General features: G+C 61.5%; 23 protein-coding genes and 1 pseudogene. 6 read left to right on the top strand and 18 right to left on the bottom strand.

Annotated elements, in window-relative coordinates; genetic code table 11:
* The 3 genes and pseudogenes from UB31_RS36225 to UB31_RS36235 form a co-directional block, all read left to right on the top strand.
* Positions 1–1989, top strand: a pseudogene (locus tag UB31_RS36225) (hypothetical protein); the annotation flags it as partial.
* 301 nt (positions 1990–2290) lie between these two features.
* Positions 2291–3031 carry a metallophosphoesterase family protein gene (locus UB31_RS36230; protein ID WP_045014324.1) on the top strand — a complete coding sequence of 247 codons (741 nt, stop codon included), beginning with the start codon at positions 2291–2293 and terminating at the stop codon, positions 3029–3031.
* Between the two features lie 29 nt (positions 3032–3060).
* Complete coding sequence (locus UB31_RS36235) at positions 3061–3696, top strand: hypothetical protein (protein WP_045014325.1); 636 nt, start codon at positions 3061–3063, stop codon at positions 3694–3696.
* A 515-nt stretch (positions 3697–4211) separates the two neighbouring features.
* On the opposite strand, the gene UB31_RS36240 is transcribed toward UB31_RS36235, so the two are convergent.
* From UB31_RS36240 to UB31_RS36255, 6 genes are all read right to left on the bottom strand, one after another.
* Positions 4212–4631 (bottom strand): hypothetical protein, encoded by a 420-nt coding sequence (locus UB31_RS36240; RefSeq protein ID WP_045014326.1) that lies wholly within the window; start codon positions 4629–4631, stop codon positions 4212–4214.
* A gap of 51 nt (positions 4632–4682) precedes the next feature.
* Positions 4683–4979, bottom strand: coding sequence for a hypothetical protein (locus tag UB31_RS36245; RefSeq protein WP_245306128.1), 297 nt, complete (start codon positions 4977–4979; stop codon positions 4683–4685).
* A complete protein-coding gene (locus tag UB31_RS42905) occupies positions 4972–5097 on the bottom strand; it encodes a hypothetical protein (protein WP_283806105.1) in 126 nt (41 codons plus the stop codon). Before UB31_RS42905 ends, UB31_RS36245 begins: the two co-directional genes overlap by 8 nt.
* Before the next feature lie 108 nt (positions 5098–5205).
* A complete protein-coding gene (locus UB31_RS41900; RefSeq protein ID WP_156175725.1) occupies positions 5206–5613 on the bottom strand; it encodes a hypothetical protein in 408 nt (135 codons plus the stop codon).
* Positions 5614–5630: 17 nt separating this feature from the next.
* The gene (locus tag UB31_RS42355; protein WP_197087083.1) at positions 5631–5786 is read right to left on the bottom strand and encodes a hypothetical protein; all 156 of its coding nucleotides are present in this window, start codon (positions 5784–5786) and stop codon (positions 5631–5633) included.
* A 265-nt stretch (positions 5787–6051) separates the two neighbouring features.
* A complete protein-coding gene (locus tag UB31_RS36255; protein WP_050044927.1) occupies positions 6052–6468 on the bottom strand; it encodes a hypothetical protein in 417 nt (138 codons plus the stop codon).
* Between the two features lie 384 nt (positions 6469–6852).
* Here UB31_RS36255 and UB31_RS42360 point away from each other — a divergent pair, with 384 nt between their 5' ends.
* The 3 genes from UB31_RS42360 to UB31_RS36265 all read left to right on the top strand — a co-directional run bounded on the left by UB31_RS42360 (position 6853) and on the right by UB31_RS36265 (position 10144).
* Positions 6853–7026, top strand: coding sequence for a hypothetical protein (locus UB31_RS42360; RefSeq protein WP_197087084.1), 174 nt, complete (start codon positions 6853–6855; stop codon positions 7024–7026).
* Between the two features lie 395 nt (positions 7027–7421).
* Complete coding sequence (locus UB31_RS36260; protein ID WP_045014327.1) at positions 7422–9011, top strand: EAL domain-containing protein; 1590 nt, start codon at positions 7422–7424, stop codon at positions 9009–9011.
* Between the two features lie 860 nt (positions 9012–9871).
* Positions 9872–10144, top strand: coding sequence for a VanZ family protein (locus tag UB31_RS36265; RefSeq protein ID WP_245306129.1), 273 nt, complete (start codon positions 9872–9874; stop codon positions 10142–10144).
* Positions 10145–10540: 396 nt separating this feature from the next.
* Here the strand turns inward: UB31_RS36265 and UB31_RS36270 are convergent, their stop codons facing one another.
* The 12 genes from UB31_RS36270 to UB31_RS36325 form a co-directional block, all read right to left on the bottom strand.
* Positions 10541–10747 carry a hypothetical protein gene (locus UB31_RS36270; RefSeq protein WP_044999583.1) on the bottom strand — a complete coding sequence of 69 codons (207 nt, stop codon included), beginning with the start codon at positions 10745–10747 and terminating at the stop codon, positions 10541–10543.
* Positions 10748–10835: 88 nt separating this feature from the next.
* Positions 10836–11282, bottom strand: a complete 447-nt coding sequence (locus UB31_RS36275; RefSeq protein WP_082078752.1) for a CHRD domain-containing protein — start codon at positions 11280–11282, stop codon at positions 10836–10838.
* 155 nt (positions 11283–11437) lie between these two features.
* On the bottom strand, positions 11438–11722 hold the full coding sequence (locus UB31_RS36280; protein ID WP_045014330.1) for a hypothetical protein: 285 nt from the start codon (positions 11720–11722) through the stop codon (positions 11438–11440).
* A 117-nt stretch (positions 11723–11839) separates the two neighbouring features.
* Positions 11840–12283 (bottom strand): hypothetical protein, encoded by a 444-nt coding sequence (locus UB31_RS36285; protein WP_045014434.1) that lies wholly within the window; start codon positions 12281–12283, stop codon positions 11840–11842.
* Between the two features lie 150 nt (positions 12284–12433).
* Positions 12434–14155, bottom strand: coding sequence for a hypothetical protein (locus UB31_RS36290; RefSeq protein WP_045014331.1), 1722 nt, complete (start codon positions 14153–14155; stop codon positions 12434–12436).
* A 5-nt stretch (positions 14156–14160) separates the two neighbouring features.
* Positions 14161–15252 (bottom strand): protein-glutamate methylesterase/protein-glutamine glutaminase, encoded by a 1092-nt coding sequence (locus UB31_RS36295; protein ID WP_044999590.1) that lies wholly within the window; start codon positions 15250–15252, stop codon positions 14161–14163.
* Positions 15253–15269: 17 nt separating this feature from the next.
* Complete coding sequence (locus UB31_RS36300) at positions 15270–16124, bottom strand: CheR family methyltransferase (RefSeq protein WP_045014332.1); 855 nt, start codon at positions 16122–16124, stop codon at positions 15270–15272.
* 136 nt (positions 16125–16260) lie between these two features.
* Positions 16261–18459, bottom strand: coding sequence for a HAMP domain-containing methyl-accepting chemotaxis protein (locus UB31_RS36305; RefSeq protein WP_045014333.1), 2199 nt, complete (start codon positions 18457–18459; stop codon positions 16261–16263).
* Between the two features lie 72 nt (positions 18460–18531).
* Positions 18532–19020 (bottom strand): chemotaxis protein CheW, encoded by a 489-nt coding sequence (locus UB31_RS36310; protein ID WP_045014334.1) that lies wholly within the window; start codon positions 19018–19020, stop codon positions 18532–18534.
* A 59-nt stretch (positions 19021–19079) separates the two neighbouring features.
* Complete coding sequence (locus tag UB31_RS36315; protein ID WP_045014335.1) at positions 19080–20999, bottom strand: HAMP domain-containing methyl-accepting chemotaxis protein; 1920 nt, start codon at positions 20997–20999, stop codon at positions 19080–19082.
* A gap of 67 nt (positions 21000–21066) precedes the next feature.
* A complete protein-coding gene (locus UB31_RS36320; protein ID WP_045014336.1) occupies positions 21067–21555 on the bottom strand; it encodes a chemotaxis protein CheW in 489 nt (162 codons plus the stop codon).
* Positions 21556–21616: 61 nt separating this feature from the next.
* Positions 21617–23707: a HAMP domain-containing methyl-accepting chemotaxis protein gene (locus UB31_RS36325; protein ID WP_045014337.1), complete on the bottom strand. Its 2091-nt coding sequence runs from the start codon at positions 23705–23707 to the stop codon at positions 21617–21619.
* Positions 23708–23713: the final 6 nt, after the last annotated feature.

Raw genomic sequence — 23713 nt, forward strand, 5'->3', positions numbered from 1 at the left:
TATACCAACGGCGTTCTCACCAACGAGACGGCCGTGCACGCCGACAAGAGCAAAGACATCTATCTCACCAATGTCACCGGCAAGACCTATGTCGCCGAGCACGACGTCTACAATGCCGCGGGCACACTTATCAATGCGGTCCGCACTCACGCTGACGGAACTGTCGACTACACCTACACCCTGGCCGCAGACGGCACAAAGACGTCCCTTCAATACAACGCCAGCGGCAGTCTGCTGGCGTCCAGCGTCGTCGTGAAGGCAGACGGTTCCTCGGACACACTCGCCTATACCAACGGCGTTCTCACCAGCGAGACCGTCGTGCACGCCGACAAGAGCAAGGACGTGTATCTGTCCAACATCGCCGGCAAGACCTATGTCGCCGAGCACGATGTCTACAACGCCGCGAGCGTGCTCATCAGCACAGCACGCACGCACGCCGACGGCACCCTCGACTCGACCTACACGCTGGGTGGGGACGGCACCAAGACGAACGACTATTTCGATACGACCGGCATTCTCAAATCAGAGGTAACCATCGGCACGGACGGCAGCACGGACACGCGAACCTATACGAATGCCTCGGGTCACGCTGTCCTGAGCAGCGACGTCTTGAAGAATGCCCCCGGATCGGCCGACATCTCCGACGCCAAGCTGTATACGGTGGTGAACGGCCAAGCCACACTTTCCACGGAGACCGTGCTTCACGCCGATAACAGCAAGGACGTTTTCCTGACGAACGCCGCGGGAACGCCCTACGTCACCGAGCATGACGTGTATGACGCCACCGGCTTTCTCAAGTCCAAGGACCAGATCGCTCTCGACGGCACCCACACCCAAACCGTCTATTCGAGCGGCGCCAACGAGAGCTTCACCAGCACCGGCGCCGAGACGCTGGTGTTCAACTTCGGCTTTGGTCACGACACGATCTCCTCGTTCGATTTCAGCAGCGATCATGTCGAAATCGACTCGACCGTGTTCACTAGCGTGTCTGACATGTTGCAGAGCCATACCACCGACACCGCCGCCGGCGCCGTCATTGACGACGGGAACGGCAACACGCTGACGTTTTCGGGAGTCAGCAAGGCCGACCTGATATCTCATCAGCAGGACTTCGAGCTTTCCGGGCACCACTTCTTTTCCACGGACAGCGCCTGGAACACCCCGATCAGCCAGATGAACGTCCAGTACTCCGATCCGAGCGCGATCCAGAATCTGCAATTCAGAAGTACGAGTCTCGCCAACACCTGGGTCCAGTCGGCGGACCTCTTCTTTAGCACGCCGACAGACGCGCCCCACATGAAGTGGACATTTGACGTCCTGAACCAAGCGACAGTGGGCGGAGGTTTTTCGTCCCACGGCACGCTCCAGCTTTCGACACCGACTGATTTGACGCCGACGCATGGCAGCGATGGTTGGGCCGTCTTTACCGATCCTGATGGCATCCACTATTGGGAGGCGTGGAAAGCCAGCTACGATTCGGCGAGCCAGACCTGGCACGCAAGCTACCTCGTTGAGGGCGACCTGAACGGCACCGGATGGGGGACCGCACCCGGTGCCGGCGCCGGAATCCGGGCGTCGGGCGCGTCTCTTCTCGGCGGCCTCATTACGACCGACGAGTTGAACAGCCTTTCGATCAACCACGCCATGGCGATCGAGCTAGATCCGACGCAATTGAAGGCAGGCACCAGCCAACTTGATCAGTTTGTCTTCCCGGCCGTATCTGCAGACGGCAACAGCGTCAGTGCCTACACTGGTACGATCGCCGTGGGATCGCACTTCGCCCTACCAAGTAATTTGGATATTGAGCACGCGGGACTCACCCCAGAAGGGTTAGCAGTAGCTAGAGCTTATCAGCAGTATGGAGGGTATGTGGTAGACGCCGCGACACATACGGCCTCGATCGCAATGGTCGAAGAAGCTACCACCCAACAGCTCGCCGATCTGAAGCATGACGCCACGTGGATCCGCGATCACCTGGTAATGGTGTAGTTGTCGCCGGGCGCACATGAGAGAAACGCCGGTTGCGGCGTGGCTCGCCGTCGCCTGCCCCGATGTGGGGGCCACCCGCGTCCAACACGACGAGCAAGCTGGCCTAGTGCCAGCCTGAACCCCGACGCTGGCGGAGGTCCGACCGGATTGTCGGTCGCAGCTCCAGCCTCTCCGATCCCACCATTATTGCGATGAACAGGATCATTTGCACATAATTACCTACTGAATCTGTGTACCATGGGGCTACGCACGAGTTATCCGAATCGTACTACCTGCCGGGATTACAGGTCTCCAAGTCGTTATGATCAAATGGCCCCGTTCGAAGACGCAAAAGCTAAAGCCTAGGTTGCCGGATGGCATCCGCGTTTACGCGATCAGCGACATCCATGGATGCGCAAACCTTCTCCAGCAGATGTTTACGGTCATCGACAAGGATCTTACGACCATCGGGTCGATGCGTCCGATCCATGTCTTTCTCGGCGACTACATCGATCGCGGCCCGGACTCATGCCGCACCGTCGAGCTGTTGATCGAGCGAGGTCGCAAGCATGAGTCGGTGTTTCTCAAGGGCAACCATGAGGAATTTCTGCTGGATGTCCTGAAAGACCCTGCCCAGTTCGATCAATGGAAGCAGTTCGGCGGCCTCCAGACTCTGACATCCTACGGCCTGAAGCCCTCGCTCAATCCCAGCGCGGCCGAACAAGCCGAACTCATCCAGGAACTCTCAGCAAGGATTCCGCTTCATCAGCATAGATTCTTTGAAGGTTTACGTGCTCGGTTCGTTTGCGGGGATTTCTTCTTCGTCCATGCCGGCGTCAGACCAGGCGTTCCACTGGCGCGCCAGCAAGAGCACGACCTGCTTTGGATCCGGGATGAGTTTCTGCGAAGCGAGGCTCATTTCGGCAAATACGTCGTCCATGGACACACGCCGGTTCAGGAGCCCGACATCCGTCCTAACCGGGTCAACATCGACACCGGCGCGTATGCAACGGGCAATTTGACGTTATTGACTATTCAAGGGCATAGTCTTTTGGCGCTTTGAGCACACTGTGCTCGACGATGAGTTCGTCCATGCTCTTCCGGATCAGTCTGATTGCCCTGGCACTGCTTGTAGGATGCTACGGCTTGCTCTCTGGCGCCGCGGAATTGGCTGCCGCGGCACGGCCAGTCTTGCCTGCCGATCCCAAGGCGCCGGCACAGCTTGGTGAAGCTCCAAGCTGGCCCGGTGGCATTCCCTTCTTCAGGTCGGACCTCGAAAACAACCACGCCCTGATCGAAGCACTCCATGCCATTCGGGACGGGAAGGCCTCTGCGGATAGCGATCATGCCCGATCGCGCGCCATATCGGCGCTATCCGTCAAGCCCTACGACGCCGAGTTATGGCTGACGTTGGCTCTTCTCGAAACCCGGCGTGACCCCAATGGTCCAACCGTGGTCGGCGCGCTCAAGATGGCCTACATTACAGGGGCAAATGACGCTCGTCTGATGCCGTTGCGGCTTTATACCGCAACCTCTGCTGATGCCCTTTTCGATCTGGAGCTGGCAGAGCTCGCGCGAGGCGATGTGCGGCTGATCTTGACGCGACGCCCGGAATTGAAGGCGACGCTCGTTCAGGCCTACCGGCGAGCCTCCAAGCAGGGCAAATCCTTCCTGGAGGAAGCCGTACAGGCGGTCGACGCCCCCTTTCTGGGCGCGCTACGTAGCTAGAACCTTGTTTGTTTGTTGCACGATGCCCGGCTGTCCAAGACCCAACTTGCTCGTTGCAGCAAGAACGTTTAAGATTGTCCCAATTGGGGAAATACAGCTATGCGATCTCTTCTTGCACTTCTCGCCGCTGCGTCAAGCCTGACGGCTGTCGCCTCGCCGTCTTTCGCGGCCGACTACGCCGTCCCGCCAATCGCCGCTCGCCACGCGACGAGCATCCCCTATATCGACCGCGGTCCCAATCCCTATTGCGGTCCACGCTGCGGCTGCCCCATCGTGGTCCGTGTGCGACATCGGTCGCTCGAGCAGTCATATTCCTACTCTTTTGATCCCCGAACCCGGGACGAACCTAATTACTCCTACGGTCGGGTTCGCACATATGCCCGGTTTGCGAATCCCGCATTTCCCGAGCGCGTTCTTGAATACTAAGGCGCAAGCATGCTGCCTGCGATTGGACGCGAGTTGCCCCGTTCGTCAGAGTGTCGATTGCTGCAGGGATTTGATGGCTGCAGTGCAGCCTAGTTGGTGCTAACCGGCGGCCTGAACTCCGGAAACCGGCTCAGCATTGCTGCCTTCAGAAACTTGAAGTGAGCGATCGAGGAGCCCAGCTCCTTGAGCCTCCGCTGGCCGTTCAGGATCTCCTTGTCGAACAGATCCTGGTGGTGATTATCCAGGTCCTCGCGCTCGAGATATTCGTCATCGCCATTGCCAAACGTCACGGCGGCTCGCGCCAGCACGTCCTCGACCCGGCCGTTCAGGCCTGATTGCTCGCGCTCGGCCGCGTGCAGGGCATCCTCGATCGCGATCATGATGGCCTCGACGCGGGACCGATCGGTTTCGGCGTCGCGCTCGGGTGAACGGGCACGGAACTCCTGCTCGGCCCGGTTGTGGCCTCTCAGGAAGTTGTGGGTGCGGGCCCGTAAGAACAGCTGGAACATGCGTTCATTTTCCGGTTGGAAGCGCCAGACCAGAAAATGGGTCCGGGATGGTTAATAAAGGCTGAAGCCTGTGGACTGCTCACCACGGTTTTGCGCCATCCATGCCTTCCAGGCGCCTTCGTGCTTGGCGTACAGCTCTTGCCAACGCTGCTCAACGGGCCACAGGACGCTCTCGTCGGGCACGACCTGGCACTCTGCCAGATTGGCGACCGGCTGGCTGTCCAGCCGTTCGAACTCGAAGGTCTCTTCAAGCGTCAGCCCGATCAAAACGCGCCGTCCGCCTGCATCAACGAAATATCGCCGCGGGGCGTTATTCCTGAGATCAGTCATATTCCTGAGATCAGTCATGGCGCGTTGCCTCTCTCGAGATCCACGGACCACTTAGCGCGTCGAGGCGGCGGCCATAGGCCCAGACGAACAGCGGCACACCCACAACCGGTACGACGAAAGCAACGAGCCACATCATCAACTCTAATCCCAACTCAACAGCACATGGCGGCAATCATTGACCTGCAAAATCCGTGCGCAATGTAGCCACCATCAACTCGGCGGACAACGGCGGCACCGATTTAACCTAACCGGACATGGTTACCTCGGTCATCGCGGAGGCATTCCACCATCCGCTCAGTCTACATACGCGCTGCGACCAAGGCACATCGACTCCCTTCCGGTTGTATATCCTCAGAATGCCCTCCGCGTGGCCGGCCGGGATGAAGAGGGCCCATAGGGTGCGTAGAGTTGGCGGATATGCTTGCGCTTGCGCGATCGCCACGCGCGCGCGGCGTAGCCGACACCGAAGCCGGCGAAGAAGATCAAGATTACGATCAGGACTGGCGTCATTGGGAAGTCTTTTCATTTGTGGAACGTTTCCTTCTCCCAGACACACAGCATTCTCATCGTGCAGTTGTGTCGACATGATGATGAATGCTGCTGATTTCGCTGTCACGCGTGAGAAATCTTGGGCAGCAATCTGCTTGAGCATCGATCCTCTGCTCGCAGTCAGCTGAGGAACCACAGGATCAATCTCACCAGCAACAGCGTGATGAAATAGACCCAGCCTGCCATCGCAATCAGCGCAACGCTGAAGAAAGCGGCTTCGAATGCCCGTTCTCTGATCTTGGTGAGAGGCAGTGCTGCCCAGGCTTTTTGAAGCATCTGCGTATTCGCGTTGATTGTTTGCACGATCATAGCCGAACGAATTCGACGATCTCGTGACGCTCGTCATCGTGAGAGAGGCGAAGGAGTTCATCGAAAGACAATTCACCGAGGCAATGTTGCATCCACGCATCATGATTGGATCAATTCTGAACCAGCGTTGATACGACAGTCACGATTTCGCGCGCGACGACTCGATTCGAATCGACTGGCATGAATTTGCGAGGCATCAGCGCGACGGAGAGATAAATGTCGCGCAATCGAGCTAGCGCCGAGCTATCGGCACGAAATCCGCAGTCTGCCCATCGGCGCCAGAGCGGCCGCGAAACAGAAATAGACCCTTATCTGTCGAGACGATGTCCCCAGGCTGCAGCGTATCGTCGCTCAGCACACGCTGGGTGGCTATCTTCTCCGGCGGATCCGGCGCGAGCATGCGCAGCGGGGCATTGAGCTGCCAATCCCGCCGCGCCAGCGCGGCGCGCTTGCGCGCCTCCTCGATCCTGCGCTTCCAATCCTCGCGGGAAAGGAGACTATCGGGCGAAGGGCCAAGATCGCTGGTTTGGTCATCGGTGGTCGGAGGCATCGTTGATGCCTCGTCGCTGGCCCGCCCCTGTCCGCTCCAAGCTTGGAGCACCACGACCAACACAACCATAGCGCCGAAATCGATCTCTAGGCGGGGCATCGCGCTCGTCCGGTCATTGTGAAAGCATAGTAATTCATGGTGGCCACTATGTCTGCTGGCCGCGAGGTCAGAGGGTAGGCACGAGACGCCTCGCTATTCGATTCTCAAGCGACCCAGAGCTTCTCCACGCAACGATCGGCGCGCGGAATAGCCTCGGCGAATGAAATTCCCGTGGTTATACGGAGCGTTACGCGCCGATTTCATCGCGGTAAGGTTGAGCGGTTAGCTTAATCCGCGTTGTTTGTTGCGAAGTCTCACCGATCGCATATCCATCTCCGCACCGGGCTTCCCCAAGGCCCGGCCCCACCCAAGCAAAGCCGTCGAGCGACATGGGTCCGCTTGGCGGCTTTGTCGTTGTGTCGATGCGAGAGGAATTTTTCGGTTATGGCGCGGAAGCCCTGGTCATTCAAGGAAGACCGCCGGCTCATGGAGCTGGCCAAGTCTTCGACGTCGCTGGAAGAAGCGGCGAAGCAGCTCGGGCGCTCGCCTGACGCGATCAAGCGCATGGCATTGCGTCTCGGGCTGTCGCTCAAGACGAAGGTCGGCAAGAAGGGTTAACCGGCCCCATAGCGAACCGCCGCCGGGCGTCTGGAGCGGAACCGCCGACCGTATTCGGCGTTATTCCGGTGAGAACTTGCTGAAAAGGCGGAGATTCCGTCGTGGCCCATTATTTCATTTTCGGAATAGCGATCTGGCTCGGTCTTAACGCTGCGTTCGTCGCACTACGCCTTTGGGTCACCCGCCCAATCGGCCATCGAGCCTATGCAGGCGGCTATCAACTGAGCGAAATCCGGGTGCGGCGGGGTCTGCGCCGCTAACCGCACCTCCGAATAGGAGGCGATTCGGTCCGCCGGTTCACGCACCGCGGATAAGGCCGGAGGCCGGTCTAAACCCTATCTTAGCGCCTCCGAGGTTAGAGTTCGGGTAACCCTCTCTTAACCTCCGCGGGCCGGATGAAAGCAGCACGGCCGAAACTCTCATTGGCGGCGCTCGTGCTTGCGGGCATGGCGGCGTTTGCGCTTGCCGGTCACTTCGCTGCGACGCGATTCATCCACGATCAGCAGGCACGCCAGCTCGACGAGCTGACCGAAGTCGTACTGCGCCGATCCGAATTCGCCGTCGATTTTGCGTCGGCGAGCCTCGACGAGTTGGCCGGCCGCGGGCTTGCCACATGCGACCCGGCCTCGCTCCAGGCGATCCGCCTCCACGTCTATCAGCGCTCCGCCGTAAAGGACATCCGTCTCGTCAATTCGGACGGGTCGGTGATCTGCTCGGCCTATTCGGAAACGCTCGAGTTCGACAAGGGCTGGGTCGATCGCGCGGACATGCTCGCCTCGCACGATTCGAAGCTGATGCTGTTTCGCGTCGAGCAGTTCGGCGGCGACGCGCTCGGCGTACTCAGGGACATCGACGGCAAGAAGGCGCTGGTTGCCATCCTCGGCATCAATTCCAGCCTGTTCGACATCATGCCGGCCGAGTTGCGCGCCCACGGCGAGGTGCTGCTCGCGCTCAAAAACGGCGCACAGCTCGGCGAGTTCATGCTCGACGCCGACAAGGCGCTGGCACATCCGGTCGATTTCGAAAAGAGCTCAGCGCGCTATCCGCTGCGCACCGTCATCCGCATCGACAAGACCGTGCTGTCGACATGGAACAGCGAGGCCTATTGGCCGGCAATGGCGGTCTCGCTCGCGCTCGGCGCGCTGTTCGGTCTCCTCCTGTCGCGGACCCGGCGGATCGAGGGCCCCGTCGCCGATCTCGATCGTGCGCTCGTGCGCGGCGAGTTCAAGCCCTATTTCCAGCCGATCTTCGATCTTCGGACCGGCGAGATCAGGGGCTGCGAGATTCTGGCGCGCTGGCTGCGCGAGGACGGCTCGGTGGTCCCGCCGATGAACTTCATTCCACTGGCGGAATCCAGCGGACGCATCGAAGCCATGACCTGGCAGCTGCTCGGCCGCGCGCTGGCCGACCTTCAGCCTCATCTCAAGGCCGACAAGGATTTCAAGCTCTCGTTCAACGTCGTGCCCAAGCACATCCTGAGCGCCGGCTTCGTCGAAACGCTCCGCAGCACCGTCGCCGCGGCACGGGTTTCCGCGCGGCAGATCGTGGTCGAGGTGACCGAGCGCGACGAGCTCGATGATCTCGCGCGCGCTGCTGCCGTGGTGAGCGAGCTGCGCGACTACGGCTTCCGCGTCGCCATCGATGACGTCGGCGTCGGCCACAGCGGGCTGTCGCGGCTGAAAGGGCTCGGTGCCAACATGATCAAGATCGACAAGTTCTTCGTCGACACCATCACGGTGGACGCCTCGACCACCACGATCGTGGAGATGCTGGTGGCGCTCGCCAGGGATTTTCACATGACGGTCGTCGCCGAAGGCGTCGAGACCGAGGAACAGGTCCGCGCGCTGATCTCGTGCGGCGTCGAAGAGGGCCAGGGCTATCTCGTCGCCGCGCCGCTACCCTTCGCGAAGTTCAGCGAGCTTCTTGAGAAGCGCAACTTGGCCGCTTCGGCGGGCGCCGCACAGGACGTAGAGCTCGTCGCTTAGAAAAATACCTGAGGTCTTCACGCGCGGAACGCGCCAGGCGCTTGAACCGAAGATGGCACGGCAAATGCTTCAATAGGTGCCATGTTGGCACTGCTTCTCTTGTTGACTATTTTTGCGGCTGGATTTGCCGTCGGTTACGGCATTCGCGAACTGCGGTCACGGCGCCGCCGACGCAGACTCAAGCGAGTTGCCTTTTGAACAGGCTCGACACGATATCTCGCGCAATCCTGTTGTGTGAATGATCTAAAGTTCCGGGGCCTGCAGGCAAATTCATGTGATCGCGGGTCATAGGAAGTCCGCAAATCTGCCTTATCAATGTTGAGCAGCCGCGGTATCGCAGAGGCAATCGTCGCGATGGTGGTACTTCAGCATGTTCGAACTCCTACTTTTGGCTGGCATCGTGGCAATTTCGTTCGCTGCAGGCTACTGGACGCGGTCGGCTGTCTCGCATCGACGTCGTACGAGGTACCTTAAGTGGGAGCCCTACGTCCGCTCCTCTCGGCCGTCTCAGCCTCCCCAGTTCCTGATCCGCTCCCGCGGCGGAAATGTCGCACAGATGCCGAGGGCCGCATCAAGCGGCCGTCGCAGCGGCTGATTCTGGACGAAGTACCTGCTCCGACTCCACCAGGGCGGACGATGGGGAAACTTGGCGCGTCCATTCTCATCAAGCGTCAATCCGCGTCTTTGTTGAACCAAGACGCGATTGCTGTTTAACGATAGCGAGAAGTTTCTCGGTAGCCCTTGGTGGTCTCGGGTATTGTGCGGGCATGCTTCGGAACCCGCTCATAGCCGCCACAACCCTCTGCCTCGCCCTGATTGCCTACGCCACGGTGGCGAAGTTGACAGGGAGACCGGTGCTTGTGGGCCACGCCGAAGCCTACTGGATCGTGGTCGTCGAGCGGTTCAGCGCATACGGATTGCTAGGCTTTCTCTTGTCCTTTCTTCTGCCTGGGCGGTTCGGCTTGGCATGCGGCCTTGTGGTTTCCGTCGCAATAGGATTGGAAGTCCTGCAAGCGCTAACACCCGACCGGGATCCAGCTCTGCTGGATGTGCTGGAAAAAGCGGCAGGCGGAACCGTGGGCGTCCTTTTGGCTCAGACCATTCTTGCCTTCTTGCCAAGACCGCCATCCTAGGCCAGATCATCACAGGCGCGCACGAGGTGCCGCTTTTCGAGGATTTGGAACAATGACCGGCAAGCGTCATCTGCTCTTGGCTATCGCCCTACTTGTTGGCACAACCGTCTCAGCAGCGGCTCAAGGCACCTACACCAACGGTGTGCGCAGCGGCTACGCCGGGACCACCTCCAATTCGTCCAGCTCGACCACCACGTCCACAGGATCGTCCGCTGCAACGGCCCCCTCTTCGACCCAATCATCTCGGAATTTGGGGACTGGCCAGGGCCGAACCGAGGGCGCGATGGGCCTCTCACCGCAATTGCAGAAAGAGCTGGGAATTGGTCGTCAACAATAAGCGCCTATTGGCGCTTCAGCCTTGACTGCGCTCTGTGATTTCAACGACCAGACGACCGGTCAGCGCAGTGGAGCTTCGGCGTCACGAGCGGCCGCGCGGGCTGTTCTGAAATCGGTCGCCTGACCGTTCTTGGAGAACGTTATGGCTTCGAATGACTTCTTGACCCCTCCAAGGTCATGCTCGATCGAAGCGTCTCGGAGCATGGCCCGGGCGTCGGTGTGAACAAAGAGAGCTGCGGCAAACGCCAGGGGGAAAAACTGCTTCATGCCGCGCTCCGAGGCCAATTTCGACGGCATCTATTCGGGGAAAGTGCGACTAAATAGCGGCGCCTCAATTGGCTTCCAGCGCCCACCTCTACTTCATCATCTGCCCACGAAGTTCACCGCCGGGATTCATCGCGGTATGAATGTTCGCGTACCACTTTCCGGCGAGCAAATCCGCAGCCTGAGCGTCCGTGAGCGTGGCATTGCCCTGGATCGGGCTTTGGACGGTCTTGAATGGCAGTGCGATGCCGGCGTTCTTGCCGGCTTCAACGGGGCCGTGGAAATGTGCCCCCATCGCGGGACCTGACAGGCCCGCATAGGTGACCGTGTAGGTCAGGGTTTTTGTCTCGGTATCGAAGGTCGCTTCTGCCTTGCCCGATCCGGACGAGCTGTTTGGGGGCACCTCATTGCTGCCCTTGAGGTCGGCCTGCAGCTTTACGACCTCTGCGTTTGCCGGTGCGGCGGTCGCGATGACCAGGCCGCCAAGCAGCGCCGTCCCCCACAATGTTACGCAAACCAGACAGTTGGCTTTCCTCATCGCATCCTCCTGCAGGCTCTCAGGCCCGTGCGGGTTGGAACCCCGGGGCGAGCCCGAAATTCCAGATGCAGATTTATGCCTGATTCGGGACAATCATCGCGGTAATCTCGGCTCCCGCGACACAGACCCTTGAGGGTGACGGTCTTCGCGGCGGCTTAGGCCACCCCACGCCTGCCATGGACCTCATTTGGCGTCAGGAGCTCCGCCATCTGTCGATGGGTGGCCTGAAGCGCCTCGATGGCGCTATCGAGGTCGAAATCCGACTCGCGGACCGACGCGAAAAATTTGGCCGTCAGCGCGAGGTCCAGTTTGACACGCGTTGCGCCGTCGCGACTTTTTTTACGGTCAAGCGACAGATGAATGGCTCGCAACCTGGCGTCACCGCTGCTGCAATCACAGAGCGTGCCGAGTTCGTCATATGTCATCCAGATCTGAGGCATTTTCTTTCCACCACACTTGTTCGGCCGCAGACTAAGTTTTGATGTCTAAAAGCTTTGTTTGTGCGATGCTGCCGCGGCCCGCCTTCGCTGCAACAGCGTCAATGCAAAGCTAAGAAGCTAGGCGGACGGCTTGGGAGGTGCGAACGAATGGTGCGGCCGCGACCGGCTGTCCAATCCTTTGGGCAATTTGTCGGCATTGAGCTTCACCACCGCGCATTTGGCGTCGGCTGCCGGCGCATCTTCCTGGCTGTAGATCAGCGTCGCCTCGAACTTGATATCAGGCACTTCCCTCGCCGTCCCCGAGCAGGTCGCCACCGCGCCGCTGCACACACCCGTAAGATTGACCTCGACCTCGTCTGGACCGAACACGCTCGGATTGCCCTCGGCATGCCGTTTCACGGTCAGGACGGCCGTGAAGCGCTGCTGATCGACCTGGTAGGAGCCGCCATAAGTGAAGAAGCCATCGCGGCCCGAGATCCGCCCCTCGGTTAAATCTACGAGGCCGGTGCCCTGACCACGCGGGGTCCTGAACCAGGCAGCGTATTTCCCGTCTCTCAGCATGAAAAACATCCGTCGTGAAATTCAAACGTATTTGCGTCCAACTCTGGGGCGCCACAATGACCGATATGGCGCGCGTTCCGCCACGGTTAACGCCTCGCAAAGCCAATTCGTCAAATTGCCTTCGTCGCACGCGCGACGCCGGCGGCGACGTCAGAACAGTTCTATGCCGTCGTCCGCAGGCTCGACCGCCTCGACCCGGCGCGCGGCGGCAGTCGACACCAGCCCGAGGGCTTGCAGGAATTCCCGGTGGACGTCGCGCTCACGCTCCATCGTGTAGCGCGCAAAGAGAGCGTCGAGCATGGCCTCGTCCTGCGACTGCGGCCGATGCGCGCCCGCGCTTGCAGTCTCAAGGCGCGCGGCAACCGTAGGCAGCGTTGCAGAGCTCTCGCCGAGCGAGCTCATCAGGCCTTGCGCCGAATTCATCAGGCCTTCGAACTCCGCGCCTTCATCGACAAGCCGGCTCATCAGCCTGCCAAGCCGTTCGTTACCGGCCTCGACCTCGCGCAGCGCCTGGAGGATCTGTGGCTCGAGATTGGCGAGCTGGGTGGGATCACCCTGGACGCGGAGTTCCTTCAACTTGTTGGCCGAACGCTCGATGCCGTCAAGCACGGGCCTCAAGCGCCCGGCGCCAGCCGAGACCTGATCGGCGGTCGCCTTGAGCTCGTTGGCGATGACGACGAAGGCGCTGCCGCGACTGCCGAGATGGCTGGCCTTGAGGCCGGCATTCATGCCGATCAGCGTAATGTCGACCGTGGCCTCGGCAAGACCCGCGATGGCCTGACGAAATTTCGCCAGCGTATCCTCGACGATCGCCAGTGCCTCGTCGACCGCGCGGCCCGCGCTCTCGCAGGTGGCGATCAGGGTCGAGGCCTGCGCCAGCGTATGCTTGATGCGGGCAAGGAACGATGACGAACCGCCCTCATCGCCGCCGAACAGCGAGCGGCCGTGACCCACGACACTGCTTGCATCATTTAGGATGGCCGACAGCACCCGGATGATCTGACCGATGTCGCCACCGAACTCGCGCTGGGCGTCCCGGAGCTGGGCTGCCTGCAACCGGCAGATCGCGCGCGCGCCATCATCGCTTGCGACCGGTTCGGGCACGAGACTCGGCCCCGATCCGGATGACAGGCGCAGGCCATGACAGACATGTTCGAGGCGTTGACGGGTGCTGTCGCCGGCCTGCAAGGAAATAATCGCGCTGCCGACCGCCTCGGCGATCTTCTTCGTGCTGCCGCTCGCGAGATCGGCGAGATGGCTGCTCTTGCCGCGCTGATCGCGCAGGCCGGAATAGGCAGCGCCGAGCTCGGCGCTCTCCGAAACAAGTTGACTCCCGTAGCGGCTCTCGAACTCCTTTTGCCGGCCGGATGCGGTGGCGACCGCCTCGGACAGGCGCTGCTGGTCCCGCGCGCAGCCTTCGATCGAACCCTGCACGGCCTTACCGAGATCGTAAGCCTCCTGCGTGAAGGCGAGAAAGCCCTCGCGATCACCGTCGAGCGAAGCTGCCTCGATTCGCGCGCTGCGCGCGATGATGGTGATCATCTGGATATGCTTGAACAGCGGCTTGAGCAGCGAGGACGCTTCTGCCGTGCTCTTGCCGATCGTCGTGAGCAAGGCGCTCTCGGCTGGCAGCGCCCGCGCCAGCTCGCTCAACCGCGCCGCGATCTCCTGCAACGCGGTCGCGGCTCCCTCGATCTCCGCGCCGGAGAGTTCCTCGGAGAGATGAGCGAGACCCTGATTCAGCTCCTTAAAGATGATGTGGCCACGACCGAGCTGATTGCCGACGCGCGCAAAGACGTCCTCGATACGCGACGAGACGTCCTCGATCGCGACGATCGCATCAGTGAACGTGTTGGCTGGAATCGCGGACATTGCGATCAGCCCGCCACCGCGGCAGGCCCGGCCTGATACCAGAACATGATCTCGCGCGGGATGTGCTGCAGCGAAACCACCTTCTCGACGCCGCCATGGGCGATGGCTTCCTTGGGCATGCCGAACACGACGCAGCTTTCTTCGTCCTGCGCCCGCGTCGAGGCGCCGAGCTTGCGCATCTCCAGCATCCCGCGTGCACCGTCATCGCCCATCCCGGTCATGATGACGCCGAGCGCGTTGGCGCCGGCATGCTGGGCGGCCGAGCGGAACAGCACATCGACCGACGGACGATGCCGCGACACCGGCGGGCCGTCCTTGATCGCGATCTGATAGCGCAGACCGATGCGCTGGAGCAGCATGTGACGGGCGCCCGGCGCGATATAGGCCCAGCCCGGCAGCACCGGCTCGCCGTCCTCGGCCTCCTTGACCCGGATCTGGCAGACGCTGTCGAGACGTCTGGCGAAGGCGGCGGTAAAGCCTGCGGGCATGTGCTGGACGATCAGGATGGGAGGACAATGCGCCGGCAGCATATCGAGGACGTCGTTGAGCGCTTCCGTTCCCCCCGTCGATGCACCGATGCACACGATGCGTTCCGTCGTCGGCCGGACCTTGCCCTGCACCGGCGGCGGGATGATGGCGTCGGCGGTCAGCTTCTTCTCGATCACCCGCCGCTCCGTGCGCGGACGCACACGCGCGCGCGCTGCCGACTTCACGGATTCGCGCAGCCGTGTCGAACATTCGAGCAGCGCCTGTCGTGTGTCGATCTTCGGCTTGGGCACGATATCGACGGCGCCCGCCTCGAATGCCTCGAACATCACGTTCGAGCCTTCCTCGGTCAACGAGGAGCAGATGATCACGGGGATCGGGCGCTGCGCCATGATCTTGCGCAGGAAGGTCATGCCGTCCATGCGCGGCATCTCGAGGTCGAGGATCATGACGTCGGGGAGTTCGTCCTGGAGACGCCGCGCCGCCACGAACGGATCGGACGCGGTCCCCATCACTTCGATGTCGGGATCGTCATTGAGGATGGTCTGGAGGATTTGGCGCACCGACGCCGAATCGTCCACGATCAGCACGCGAACTTTCTCCTTCGGCATTTTGGGTGGCGCTCCAATCAGACTTGGAAAATGGTTGGTTGAACTTGCTTCAAACCCGGAACGGCACTGTGAATCATCGATTCCGAATGTCCGACCAGCAGATAGCCGCCCGGTCGCAAATGGTTGCACAATTGCTCGATCACCTTGCGCTGCGTCTCGCGCTCGAAATAGATCAGCACGTTGCGGCAGAAGATGATGTCGACGTCGCGGTCGACGGGATAGGACGCGTCCATGAGGTTCATCCGCATGAAATGCGTCATCCGCCGCAATTCCGGCGTCACCCGCACCTCGCCGCGCGACCTGTCCCGCGACGACAGGAAATATCTCTTCACGAAGTGCTCCGGCACCGGCGCCAGCACATCGCGAGTGTAGATCGCGGTCCTGGCGAGGCGCAGCACCGCGGTCGAGATGTCGGTCCCAAGGATCCGGAACTGAAACCGCGATCCGCTGTGCGTCATGTCGTCCAGCACCATGGCTGTCGTATAGGCCTCCATGCCGGTGGAGCTCGCCGAGCTCCAGACTTTCAGGTTCGCGTTCCTGCGTCCGTGCAGCTTGAGCAGCGCCGGGACCGCGACGTCCCGCATGAAGATGAAGTGTTGCGGCTCGCGGAAGAAATCGGTCTTGTTGGTCGTCACCACGTCGATGAGATGGGTCAGCTCGGTGTCGAAATGATCGGCCTCGAACAGATTGTCGACATACTCGTTGAGGTCGGAAAAATTCAGCGCACGCACGCGCTTGTGCAACCGTCCTTCCAGCATCAGCCGCTTGCCCTGCGGCAGCTTGATGCCGACCTGGCCCTCGATCAGCTCGGCGATGGTCCGGAAGTGACGGTCCGACAAATGCACGGCTGTATCCTGCACGGCAGGCATCATGACTGCCTGCCCCGGCCGGCAACGGCCACCTGCATCGCATATCGGGCCAGACGGGCCATCCTGATTCCTACTCTGCTACACAACGACCGAAGACACATCGGCCCGCCCACAAAGGGCGAACCGACGCCTCAAAATCCTAGCGCTGGAAATCGGCATCCCGATCGTCCTCGCCGTCGTTCATCTCGAATGCGAAACCGCCACCACCGGCAGCCTTCATGGCGCGCGCTGGCCTCGCCTGGGGCCTTTTGACTGGACGTTCGGCCGCTGCCATATGCGCGGCTTTGGTGCGCAACTGATTGACTGCCCGATCGATCGGCGCGGCCGCGTGGCCCTTCGCGCCGGATTCGATGCGGAAATAGGCGATCGTCGACTGCAACTGCTCGGCCTGAGAGGCGAGCTCTTCCGAGGTCGAGGACACCTGCTCAGACGCGCTGGCGTTCTGCTGGCCGACCTTGTCGAGCTGCTGGATCGCCTGGTTGATCTGGGCCGAGCCGACGTCCTGCTCGCGGCAGGCCGCGGTGATCTCCTCAACCAGTTCGGCGGTCTTCTTGATGTCCGGGACGAGTTTCCCAAGCATGGAACCCGCTTCCTGCGCCACCTTCACGGTTTCGACCGAGAGCGTGCCGATCTCGGCGGCGGCAGCCTGGCTGCGCTCGGCAAGCTTGCGCACTTCGGATGCGACCACCGCAAAGCCCTTGCCGTGCTCGCCGGCGCGCGCAGCCTCGACCGCGGCGTTGAGGGCAAGCAGGTCGGTCTGCCGCGCGATTTCCTGCACGATGGTGATCTTCTCGGCGATGGTCTGCATCGCGTTGACGGCGCGCCCGACCGCGGCACCGCTGGCTTCAGCGTCCTTGGCGGACTGCGCGGCAATCTTCTCGGTCTGGTTGGCATTGTCGGCGTTCTGCTTCACGTTCGATGCCATTTCTTCCATCGAAGAGGAGGCTTCTTCCGCGGACGAGGCCTGCTCGGTCGCGCCCTGCGAGAGCTGCTCGGCGCTCGCTGAAAGCTCCTGGCTGCCGGCGGAAACGTTCTGCGCCGCGGTCAGGGCTTCAGATACGATCTGCCGAAGCTTTTCAACCATGCGCTCGAGCGCGAGGCCCAGAGTATCCTTGTCCGACAGCGGCTTGGCCTCGACCATGAGATTACCGTGCGCGATCTCATTCGCGAGAGCGGCGGTGGCATTCAGATTCACCGTCATACCGTTGAGCGCCCTGACCAGATCGCCGACCTCGTCATTGCTGGAAACATCTATCTTCTGGCTGAGGTCGCCGATGCCGACCGCGTTGGCAAGGCCGACGGCACGGGAAAGACCGCGGCTGATATTCACCGCGATCCAGATCGCGGAGCCAACAGCCGCCAGGAGCGATACAATAATGATGCTGATCAATATGAGCTTTGCGCGAGCCGCGTCGCTCGCGGACTCCTCCGCCAGATCGGACATCGTCTTCTTCAAGTAACCGATATAGGCGGCGGACGTATTGATCGCCTCGACCGTATTGGCTCTGCCCTCGGTCGCGGCGATAACGCCAGCACGGATATTGCCGCCTTCCTTGACGATATCCGCGACCTGGCTCGTGATCTTCACAAGCCGTTCAGTCTGTGTCGCGAGGGCCGTCGGAGTAAACCCGGCCGCCGCCAGGGGAGCATTGGACTGCTGCATGGCGTTCCGAAGCGCCGTCAGGCGCTCGTCCATGACCTTCATCCCAGCACTCAGATCGTCCATGCTGGACACTGAGAATGACAGCACGACTTGCCGTTGGGCTCGGACGCCTTCGAGCCTGATGGTCTGGAGCGCCATCAGCGCGTTAGCGCGCTCGATCGAAATCGGCATGTGGCTCACTTCGGCAGACAGGGCATCGATCGCGTCGTTCCAATCCTTCAACACCGGTTGACCATCGGAAGACCAGAGCTGGGCGCCTCGGTTGTTCGAATTCATCAGCGCGAATTTGATGATCGAATCCTCTGCGAGGTTCATCTTTTCATAGGCCGACGCAAACTTCTCGATCATTCGCTTGCCGGTCTCGCCCACGGCGCCGGCATACATGTCCTCTCGAAGGCGCGTCGCCTCCTGCCGATGCTGCTTGATCTCGTCGACCACCTTCTGCATCTCCGCGTCGGTTGACGCTATGATGATGTCCCGGTCGGCCCTTGCCTGCTCCAGGATGAAGTTCTGCAACTCGCCGGCCTTCTCGAGGCGCGCGGAACGATTGACCAGAAGGTCCGACGTATCGGCGAGCTGGGTAAGCTTCGTGTAGGCCAGCCCTCCTGTGATCGCCGACAGGATGATCACGACGCCAAAGGCGCCAGCCAGTTTCGCTTTAACGGTGAGTCTCATCGTGCATTCCTTGGTGTCGCTATTGCTTTTTGCAGTTCACGCAATACTGGGGCAAACTAAGAGGAGCCGCGCCTACGCCGCGACCGGGGATGCGGCATCGGCTTCGCGCTGCGTCGGCATATCCGTTCCGGCCATCAGGCGGGCCAGATCAAAGATGACCACGAACTTTTCGCCCTTCCGTCCGATTCCAGCGATGTATTCCGACTGCCAACGGCCACCGACCGAGGGAACAGGCTCCATGGTGCTCTCGTCGATATCTGTCACCTCGAACACGCAATCGGCGACAAAGCCGACACCGACCAAACGGTCATTCATCGGCACATCGAGGATGATGATGCGGGTTGCTTCGGTCGCAGTCACGCTTGGCAAGCCGAGTTTGATTCTGAGATCAACGATCGGATAACCGCTTCCGCGCACGTCGATCATGCCGAGCAGAAAGTCCGGCGCATGGGGCAGGCGCGAGATCGTCCGCATGTCGAGGATCTCGCGAACATTGCGGATGCTGATGCCGAATGTCTCGTTGGCGAGACCGAGCGTCAAGTATTGCGAGAATTCGGCCATGGTGCATCCACTCGGTCAGGTATTCCAAGAGCGCGGGTCCGGCACGCCGGACCAGCCGGTTAGCGTTGAAACTCCGCGTCGCGCTCGTCCTCGGTGCCGTCCATGTCGAAGGCAAACCCGCCACCGATCGCCACCTTCTGCGCCCGCGCCGGCCTCGCCGTGGGCTTTTTCGCAAAGCGATCGGCCGTCGCCATGCTGACCGCCTTGGCGCGAAGCTGACTGACGGCTCGGTCGACCGGCACTGCCGAGTTGGCTCGCGCGTTCTGATCGATGCGGAAGAACGCGATCGTCGACTGCAACTGCTCGGCCTGCGAGGCGAGCTCTTCCGACGTCGAGGACACCTGCTCGGACGCGCTGGCGTTCTGCTGACCTACCTTGTCGAGCTGCTGGATCGCCTGGTTGATCTGCGAGGAGCCGACGTCCTGTTCGCGGCAGGCCGCCGTGATCTCCTGGACAAGCTCGGCGGTCTTCCTGATATCGGGCACGAGCCTGGCCAGCATGCCGCCGGCTTCCTGCGCAACCTTCACGCTTTCCGTCGACAGCGTGCCGATCTCGGCGGCAGCCGCCTGGCTGCGCTCAGCGAGCTTACGCACTTCGGAGGCGACCACCGCAAACCCCTTGCCGTGCTCGCCGGCGCGTGCGGCCTCGACCGCAGCGTTGAGCGCGAGCAGATCGGTCTGGCGCGCGATCTCCTGCACGATGGTGATCTTCGCGGCAATCGTCTGCATGGCTTCGACTGCGCGGCCGACCGCGGCACCGCTGGCTTCGGCATCCTTGGCCGATTGCGCGGCGATCTTTTCCGTCTGGTTGGCGTTGTCCGCATTCTGCTTCACGTTGGACGCCATTTCCTCCATCGAGGAGGACGCCTCTTCCGCCGAGGATGCCTGCTCGGTCGCACCCTGCGACAACTGCTCGGCGCTGGAGGAAAGCTCCTGGCTGCCGGCCGAAACGTTCTGCGCCGCGGTCAGCGCCTCCGACACGATCTGCCGGAGCTTCTCGACCATGGTCTCGAGAGCGATGCCGAGCTTGTCCTTGTCGGAGATACGCTTGGCTTCGACCGTGAGATTACCCCGCGCAATCTCGTTGGCGACCTCGGCGGTGGTGTTGAGGCTCGCGATCATGCGCTCCAGCGCGATACCCAGGGTGTCCTTGTCGGACAGGCGCTTGGCCTGAACCGCGAGATTGCCCTGGGCAACCTCGTCGGCAACCGCGGCAGTCTCGTTCAGATTGGCCGTCATCGTGTTCAGCGATTTGATGAGATCCCCGATCTCGTCATTGCTGGAAACATCGATCTTGCGTCCGAGATCACCGATCGCGACGGCGTCGGCAAGGCCGACAGCCTGAGTCAGGGCACGGCTGATGCTGAGCGCGATCCAGGTCGCGGCCCCCACGGCGATCAACAGCGATACAAGAGCCAGGACGAGAAGTGTGGTTTCCGCACGCGAGCCGTCCTGCCTGGCCTGTTCGGCCTGCTCGGCCATCGCCTTCTTCACGTAGGCGACATAGGCGTTCGCTGCCTCCATGGCGACGGCAACGGCTTTGCGGCCCTCACCCATCGAGTGCTCGGCGGCCTTGCCCCTGTCCGTCCTGGCCAATTGCAAGGTCTGGTCCTGCGCGGCGGTCATCGCCGTATACGCGACGGCGAAGTTATCGAGGTATTTCCTGCCGGTCTCGGTGGCGATGGCGTAGATCTCGTCCTTCGTCTTCAGAAGCTGCTCGCGGAGCTTGCCGATCTCCGAAATGAAGCGCTCCGGGTCCTGCTCGGAAACCAGGATCGTGTTCTTCTCGGCCCGGACCTGTAGCAGGATGCCCTTCTCGATCTCTCCGGCCTTTTCGACCCGCTCCGAGCGGCTCAGCAGACCTTCGGCGGTGTTGACCATGTCGACTAGCTTCATGTAGCTGACCGCACTGGCGATCATGGACAACATGATGACGACGCCGAACGCGCTCGCAAGCTTTGCTTTGACGGTGAATCTCATAGTCAGCCTCGATTTTCTCGTTCTCGAATGGGTTGCCTGGGCTTGAGCACGCATGACTGTGATGAATTCAGGCGGCGCGGGGCGCATCCATCAGCGCGTCCCGCGCTTCCGGGATCTCGTCCCTCGCCATGAGCTTGGCGAGATCGAAGATGACGATGAACTTCTCGCCCTTGCGGCCGATGCCGGTGGCATAGTCAGATTGCCACTTGCCTCCCACGTCCGGAATCGGCTCGATGGCCTCGTCGTCGATGTCGGTCACCTCGAACACGCAATCGGCGACAAAGCCGACACCGATCAAACGGTCATTCATCGGCACATCGAGGATGATGATGCGGGTTGCTTCGGTCGCAGTCACGCTTGGCAAGCCGAGTTTGATTCTGAGATCAACGATCGGATAACCGCTTCCGCGCACGTCGATCATGCCGAGCAGAAAGTCCGGCGCATGGGGCAGGCGCGAGATCGTCCGCATGTCGAGGATCTCGCGAACATTGCGGATGCTGATGCCGAATGTCTCGTTGGCGAGACCGAGCGTCAAGTATTGCGAGAATTCGGCCATGGTGCATTCACTCGGTCAGATTTCCCAAGAGCGCTGGTCCGGCTTTCACCGGACCGGCTGATCAGCGTTGAAACTCCGCGTCGCGATCGTCCGCGGCGCCGTCCATGTCGAAGGCAAATCCACCCCCACCCGCAACCTTCAGCGCGCGCGCAGGTTGGCGGACCGGCGCGGGCTTCTTCGCACCACGGTCCGTCGCCGCCATATGCTCTGCCTTGGCGCGGAGTTGCTTGACGGCGCGGTCGATCGGCATGGCTGCCGCCTGCTCTCTGCGAGCCGCGTGCTCAATCCGGAAGAATGAGATCGTCGACTGCAACTGCTCGGCCTGCGAGGCAAGCTCTTCGGAGGTCGAAGAGACCTGCTCGGACGCACTGGCGTTCTGCTGGCCGACCTTGTCGAGCTGCTGGATCGCCTGGTTGATCTGGGCGGAACCGACATCCTGCTCACGGCAGGCCGCTGTGATCTCCTCGACGAGCTCGGCGGTCCTCTTGATGTCAGGCACGAGCTTTGCGAGCATGTCGCCGGCCTCCTGAGCGGCTTTCACCGTCTCCGTGGACAGCGTGCCGATCTCGGCGGCGGCGGCCTGGCTGCGTTCGGCGAGCTTGCGCACCTCGGAGGCGACCACCGCAAATCCCTTGCCGTGCTCGCCGGCGCGCGCGGCTTCGACCGCGGCGTTCAGAGCCAGCAGGTCGGTCTGGCGCGCGATCTCCTGCACGATGGTGATCTTTTCCGCAATCGTCCGCATCGCACCGACCGCACGGCCGACAGCCACGCCGCTGGCTTCGGCGTCCTTGGCCGACTGCCCGGCGATCTTCTCGGTCTGGCCGGCGTTGTCGGCGTTCTGCTTCACGTTTGAAGCCATTTCCTCCATCGACGAAGAAGCTTCTTCGGCCGAAGAGGCCTGCTCGGTCGCGCCTTGCGACAATTGCTCGGCACTGGCGGAGAGTTCCTGGCTGCCGGCAGAGACGTTCTGGGCAGCGGTGAGTGCTTCGGTCACCACCTGACGGAGCTTCTCGACCATGGCATTCAGCGAGCGGACGAGGTCGCCGATTTCATCATTGCTGGTGACTGCGATCGTTTGGCTGAGATCGCCACCGGCCACGGCGCCGGCAAGGTTGACCGCGCGCAAGACGGCACGGCTGATGCTGAGGGCCATCCAGATTGCCGAGCCGGCGCCGATCAGGAGCGAGAGCGCGAGCACGCCGATCAACAGCACCTTCGCACGATAGGCGTCCTGCGCCGACTCGGCTGACTGCTCCGCCATCTGCTTCTTCACGAGCGTGATATAATCGCTGGATGTCGCGATGGCGTCGGCGGCATTCACCTTGCCTTCGGCAGCCGCGAGCGCGCTCGCCCGAATGTTTCCGCCTTCCTTCACGATATCGGACACACGGGAAACGATGCCCGAAAGGCGCTCGGTCTGGGCTACGGCGCCCGTCGGCGGCAGGCCGGCCGCGGCAATCGCCGCAGCGCCCTGTCTGGCAGAAGCCTTGAGCGCCTCCTCCTGTTCGCCGATCGCCTTCATCGTCGCGTTCAGTTCCTCCATGCTCGAGGCTGAAAAAGACAATGCGACCTGGCGCTGGAGACGGACGCCTTCAAGCCTGATGGCATGGGCGGCCAGAATGGCATTGCTCTTCTCGGACGAGGTCGGCATGCGGTTCAGTTCGGCGAGAGCCACGTCGAGCGAGTCGTTCCACTGCTTCGAGATCGGCGCTCCTTCCGCCGTCCAAAGCTGCGCTCCCCGATAATTCGAATTCTTCAACGCGAGGCCGATGATCGCATCCTCGTCGGCATTCATTTTTTCATAGGCGGCGGAAAATTTGTCCAGCAGGCGTTTTCCAACGTCTGAAGCGCTGGCTTTGACGTCGTTGAGAAGGCGATTTGCGTCGGCGCGATACTTCTTGATGTCCTCGGCCAGCTTCAGCATTTCGGCATCGGTGGACGCGAGAATGATGTCGCGCTCGGCTCTCGTCTGGTAAAGGACGTTATTTTGCAGCTCGCCCGACTTGTCGATCCGCGCCGCGCGCTGCACAAGATCGGCAGACGTTTCAACCTGGTCGGCAAGCTTCAGGTAGGCCAGTCCGCCCGTGAACGCCGAAAGTATGATGATCGCCCCAAACGCAGACGCGAGCTTCGCCTTGATGGTGAACCGCATATCGAG

The sequence above is a fragment of the Bradyrhizobium sp. LTSP849 genome (assembly GCF_000938255.1).
Taxonomy (GTDB): Bacteria; Pseudomonadota; Alphaproteobacteria; order Rhizobiales; family Xanthobacteraceae; genus Bradyrhizobium.

Bases quoted from the DNA above. Each gene is read 5' to 3' on its own strand.
- UB31_RS36300 (WP_045014332.1), bottom strand. From the start codon at position 16,124: ATGATGCCTGCCGTGCAGGATACAGCCGTGCATTTGTCGGACCGTCAC.
- UB31_RS36290 (WP_045014331.1), bottom strand. From the start codon at position 14,155: ATGTCCGCGATTCCAGCCAACACGTTCACTGATGCGATCGTCGCGATC.
- UB31_RS42905 (WP_283806105.1), bottom strand. From the start codon at position 5,097: ATGATGTGGCTCGTTGCTTTCGTCGTACCGGTTGTGGGTGTGCCGCTG.
- UB31_RS36255 (WP_050044927.1), bottom strand. From the start codon at position 6,468: ATGCCCCGCCTAGAGATCGATTTCGGCGCTATGGTTGTGTTGGTCGTG.
- UB31_RS41900 (WP_156175725.1), bottom strand. From the start codon at position 5,613: ATGCTCAAGCAGATTGCTGCCCAAGATTTCTCACGCGTGACAGCGAAA.
- UB31_RS42355 (WP_197087083.1), bottom strand. From the start codon at position 5,786: ATGCTTCAAAAAGCCTGGGCAGCACTGCCTCTCACCAAGATCAGAGAA.
- UB31_RS36240 (WP_045014326.1), bottom strand. From the start codon at position 4,631: ATGTTCCAGCTGTTCTTACGGGCCCGCACCCACAACTTCCTGAGAGGC.
- UB31_RS36295 (WP_044999590.1), bottom strand. From the start codon at position 15,252: ATGCCGAAGGAGAAAGTTCGCGTGCTGATCGTGGACGATTCGGCGTCG.
- UB31_RS36230 (WP_045014324.1), top strand. From the start codon at position 2,291: ATGATCAAATGGCCCCGTTCGAAGACGCAAAAGCTAAAGCCTAGGTTG.
- UB31_RS36305 (WP_045014333.1), bottom strand. From the start codon at position 18,459: ATGAGACTCACCGTTAAAGCGAAACTGGCTGGCGCCTTTGGCGTCGTG.
- UB31_RS36270 (WP_044999583.1), bottom strand. From the start codon at position 10,747: ATGAAGCAGTTTTTCCCCCTGGCGTTTGCCGCAGCTCTCTTTGTTCAC.
- UB31_RS36310 (WP_045014334.1), bottom strand. From the start codon at position 19,020: ATGGCCGAATTCTCGCAATACTTGACGCTCGGTCTCGCCAACGAGACA.
- UB31_RS36235 (WP_045014325.1), top strand. From the start codon at position 3,061: ATGCTCTTCCGGATCAGTCTGATTGCCCTGGCACTGCTTGTAGGATGC.
- UB31_RS36275 (WP_082078752.1), bottom strand. From the start codon at position 11,282: ATGAGGAAAGCCAACTGTCTGGTTTGCGTAACATTGTGGGGGACGGCG.
- UB31_RS42360 (WP_197087084.1), top strand. From the start codon at position 6,853: ATGGCGCGGAAGCCCTGGTCATTCAAGGAAGACCGCCGGCTCATGGAG.
- UB31_RS36285 (WP_045014434.1), bottom strand. From the start codon at position 12,283: ATGCTGAGAGACGGGAAATACGCTGCCTGGTTCAGGACCCCGCGTGGT.
- UB31_RS36245 (WP_245306128.1), bottom strand. From the start codon at position 4,979: ATGACTGATCTCAGGAATATGACTGATCTCAGGAATAACGCCCCGCGG.
- UB31_RS36325 (WP_045014337.1), bottom strand. From the start codon at position 23,707: ATGCGGTTCACCATCAAGGCGAAGCTCGCGTCTGCGTTTGGGGCGATC.
- UB31_RS36315 (WP_045014335.1), bottom strand. From the start codon at position 20,999: ATGAGATTCACCGTCAAAGCAAAGCTTGCGAGCGCGTTCGGCGTCGTC.
- UB31_RS36260 (WP_045014327.1), top strand. From the start codon at position 7,422: ATGAAAGCAGCACGGCCGAAACTCTCATTGGCGGCGCTCGTGCTTGCG.
- UB31_RS36320 (WP_045014336.1), bottom strand. From the start codon at position 21,555: ATGGCCGAATTCTCGCAATACTTGACGCTCGGTCTCGCCAACGAGACA.
- UB31_RS36280 (WP_045014330.1), bottom strand. From the start codon at position 11,722: ATGCCTCAGATCTGGATGACATATGACGAACTCGGCACGCTCTGTGAT.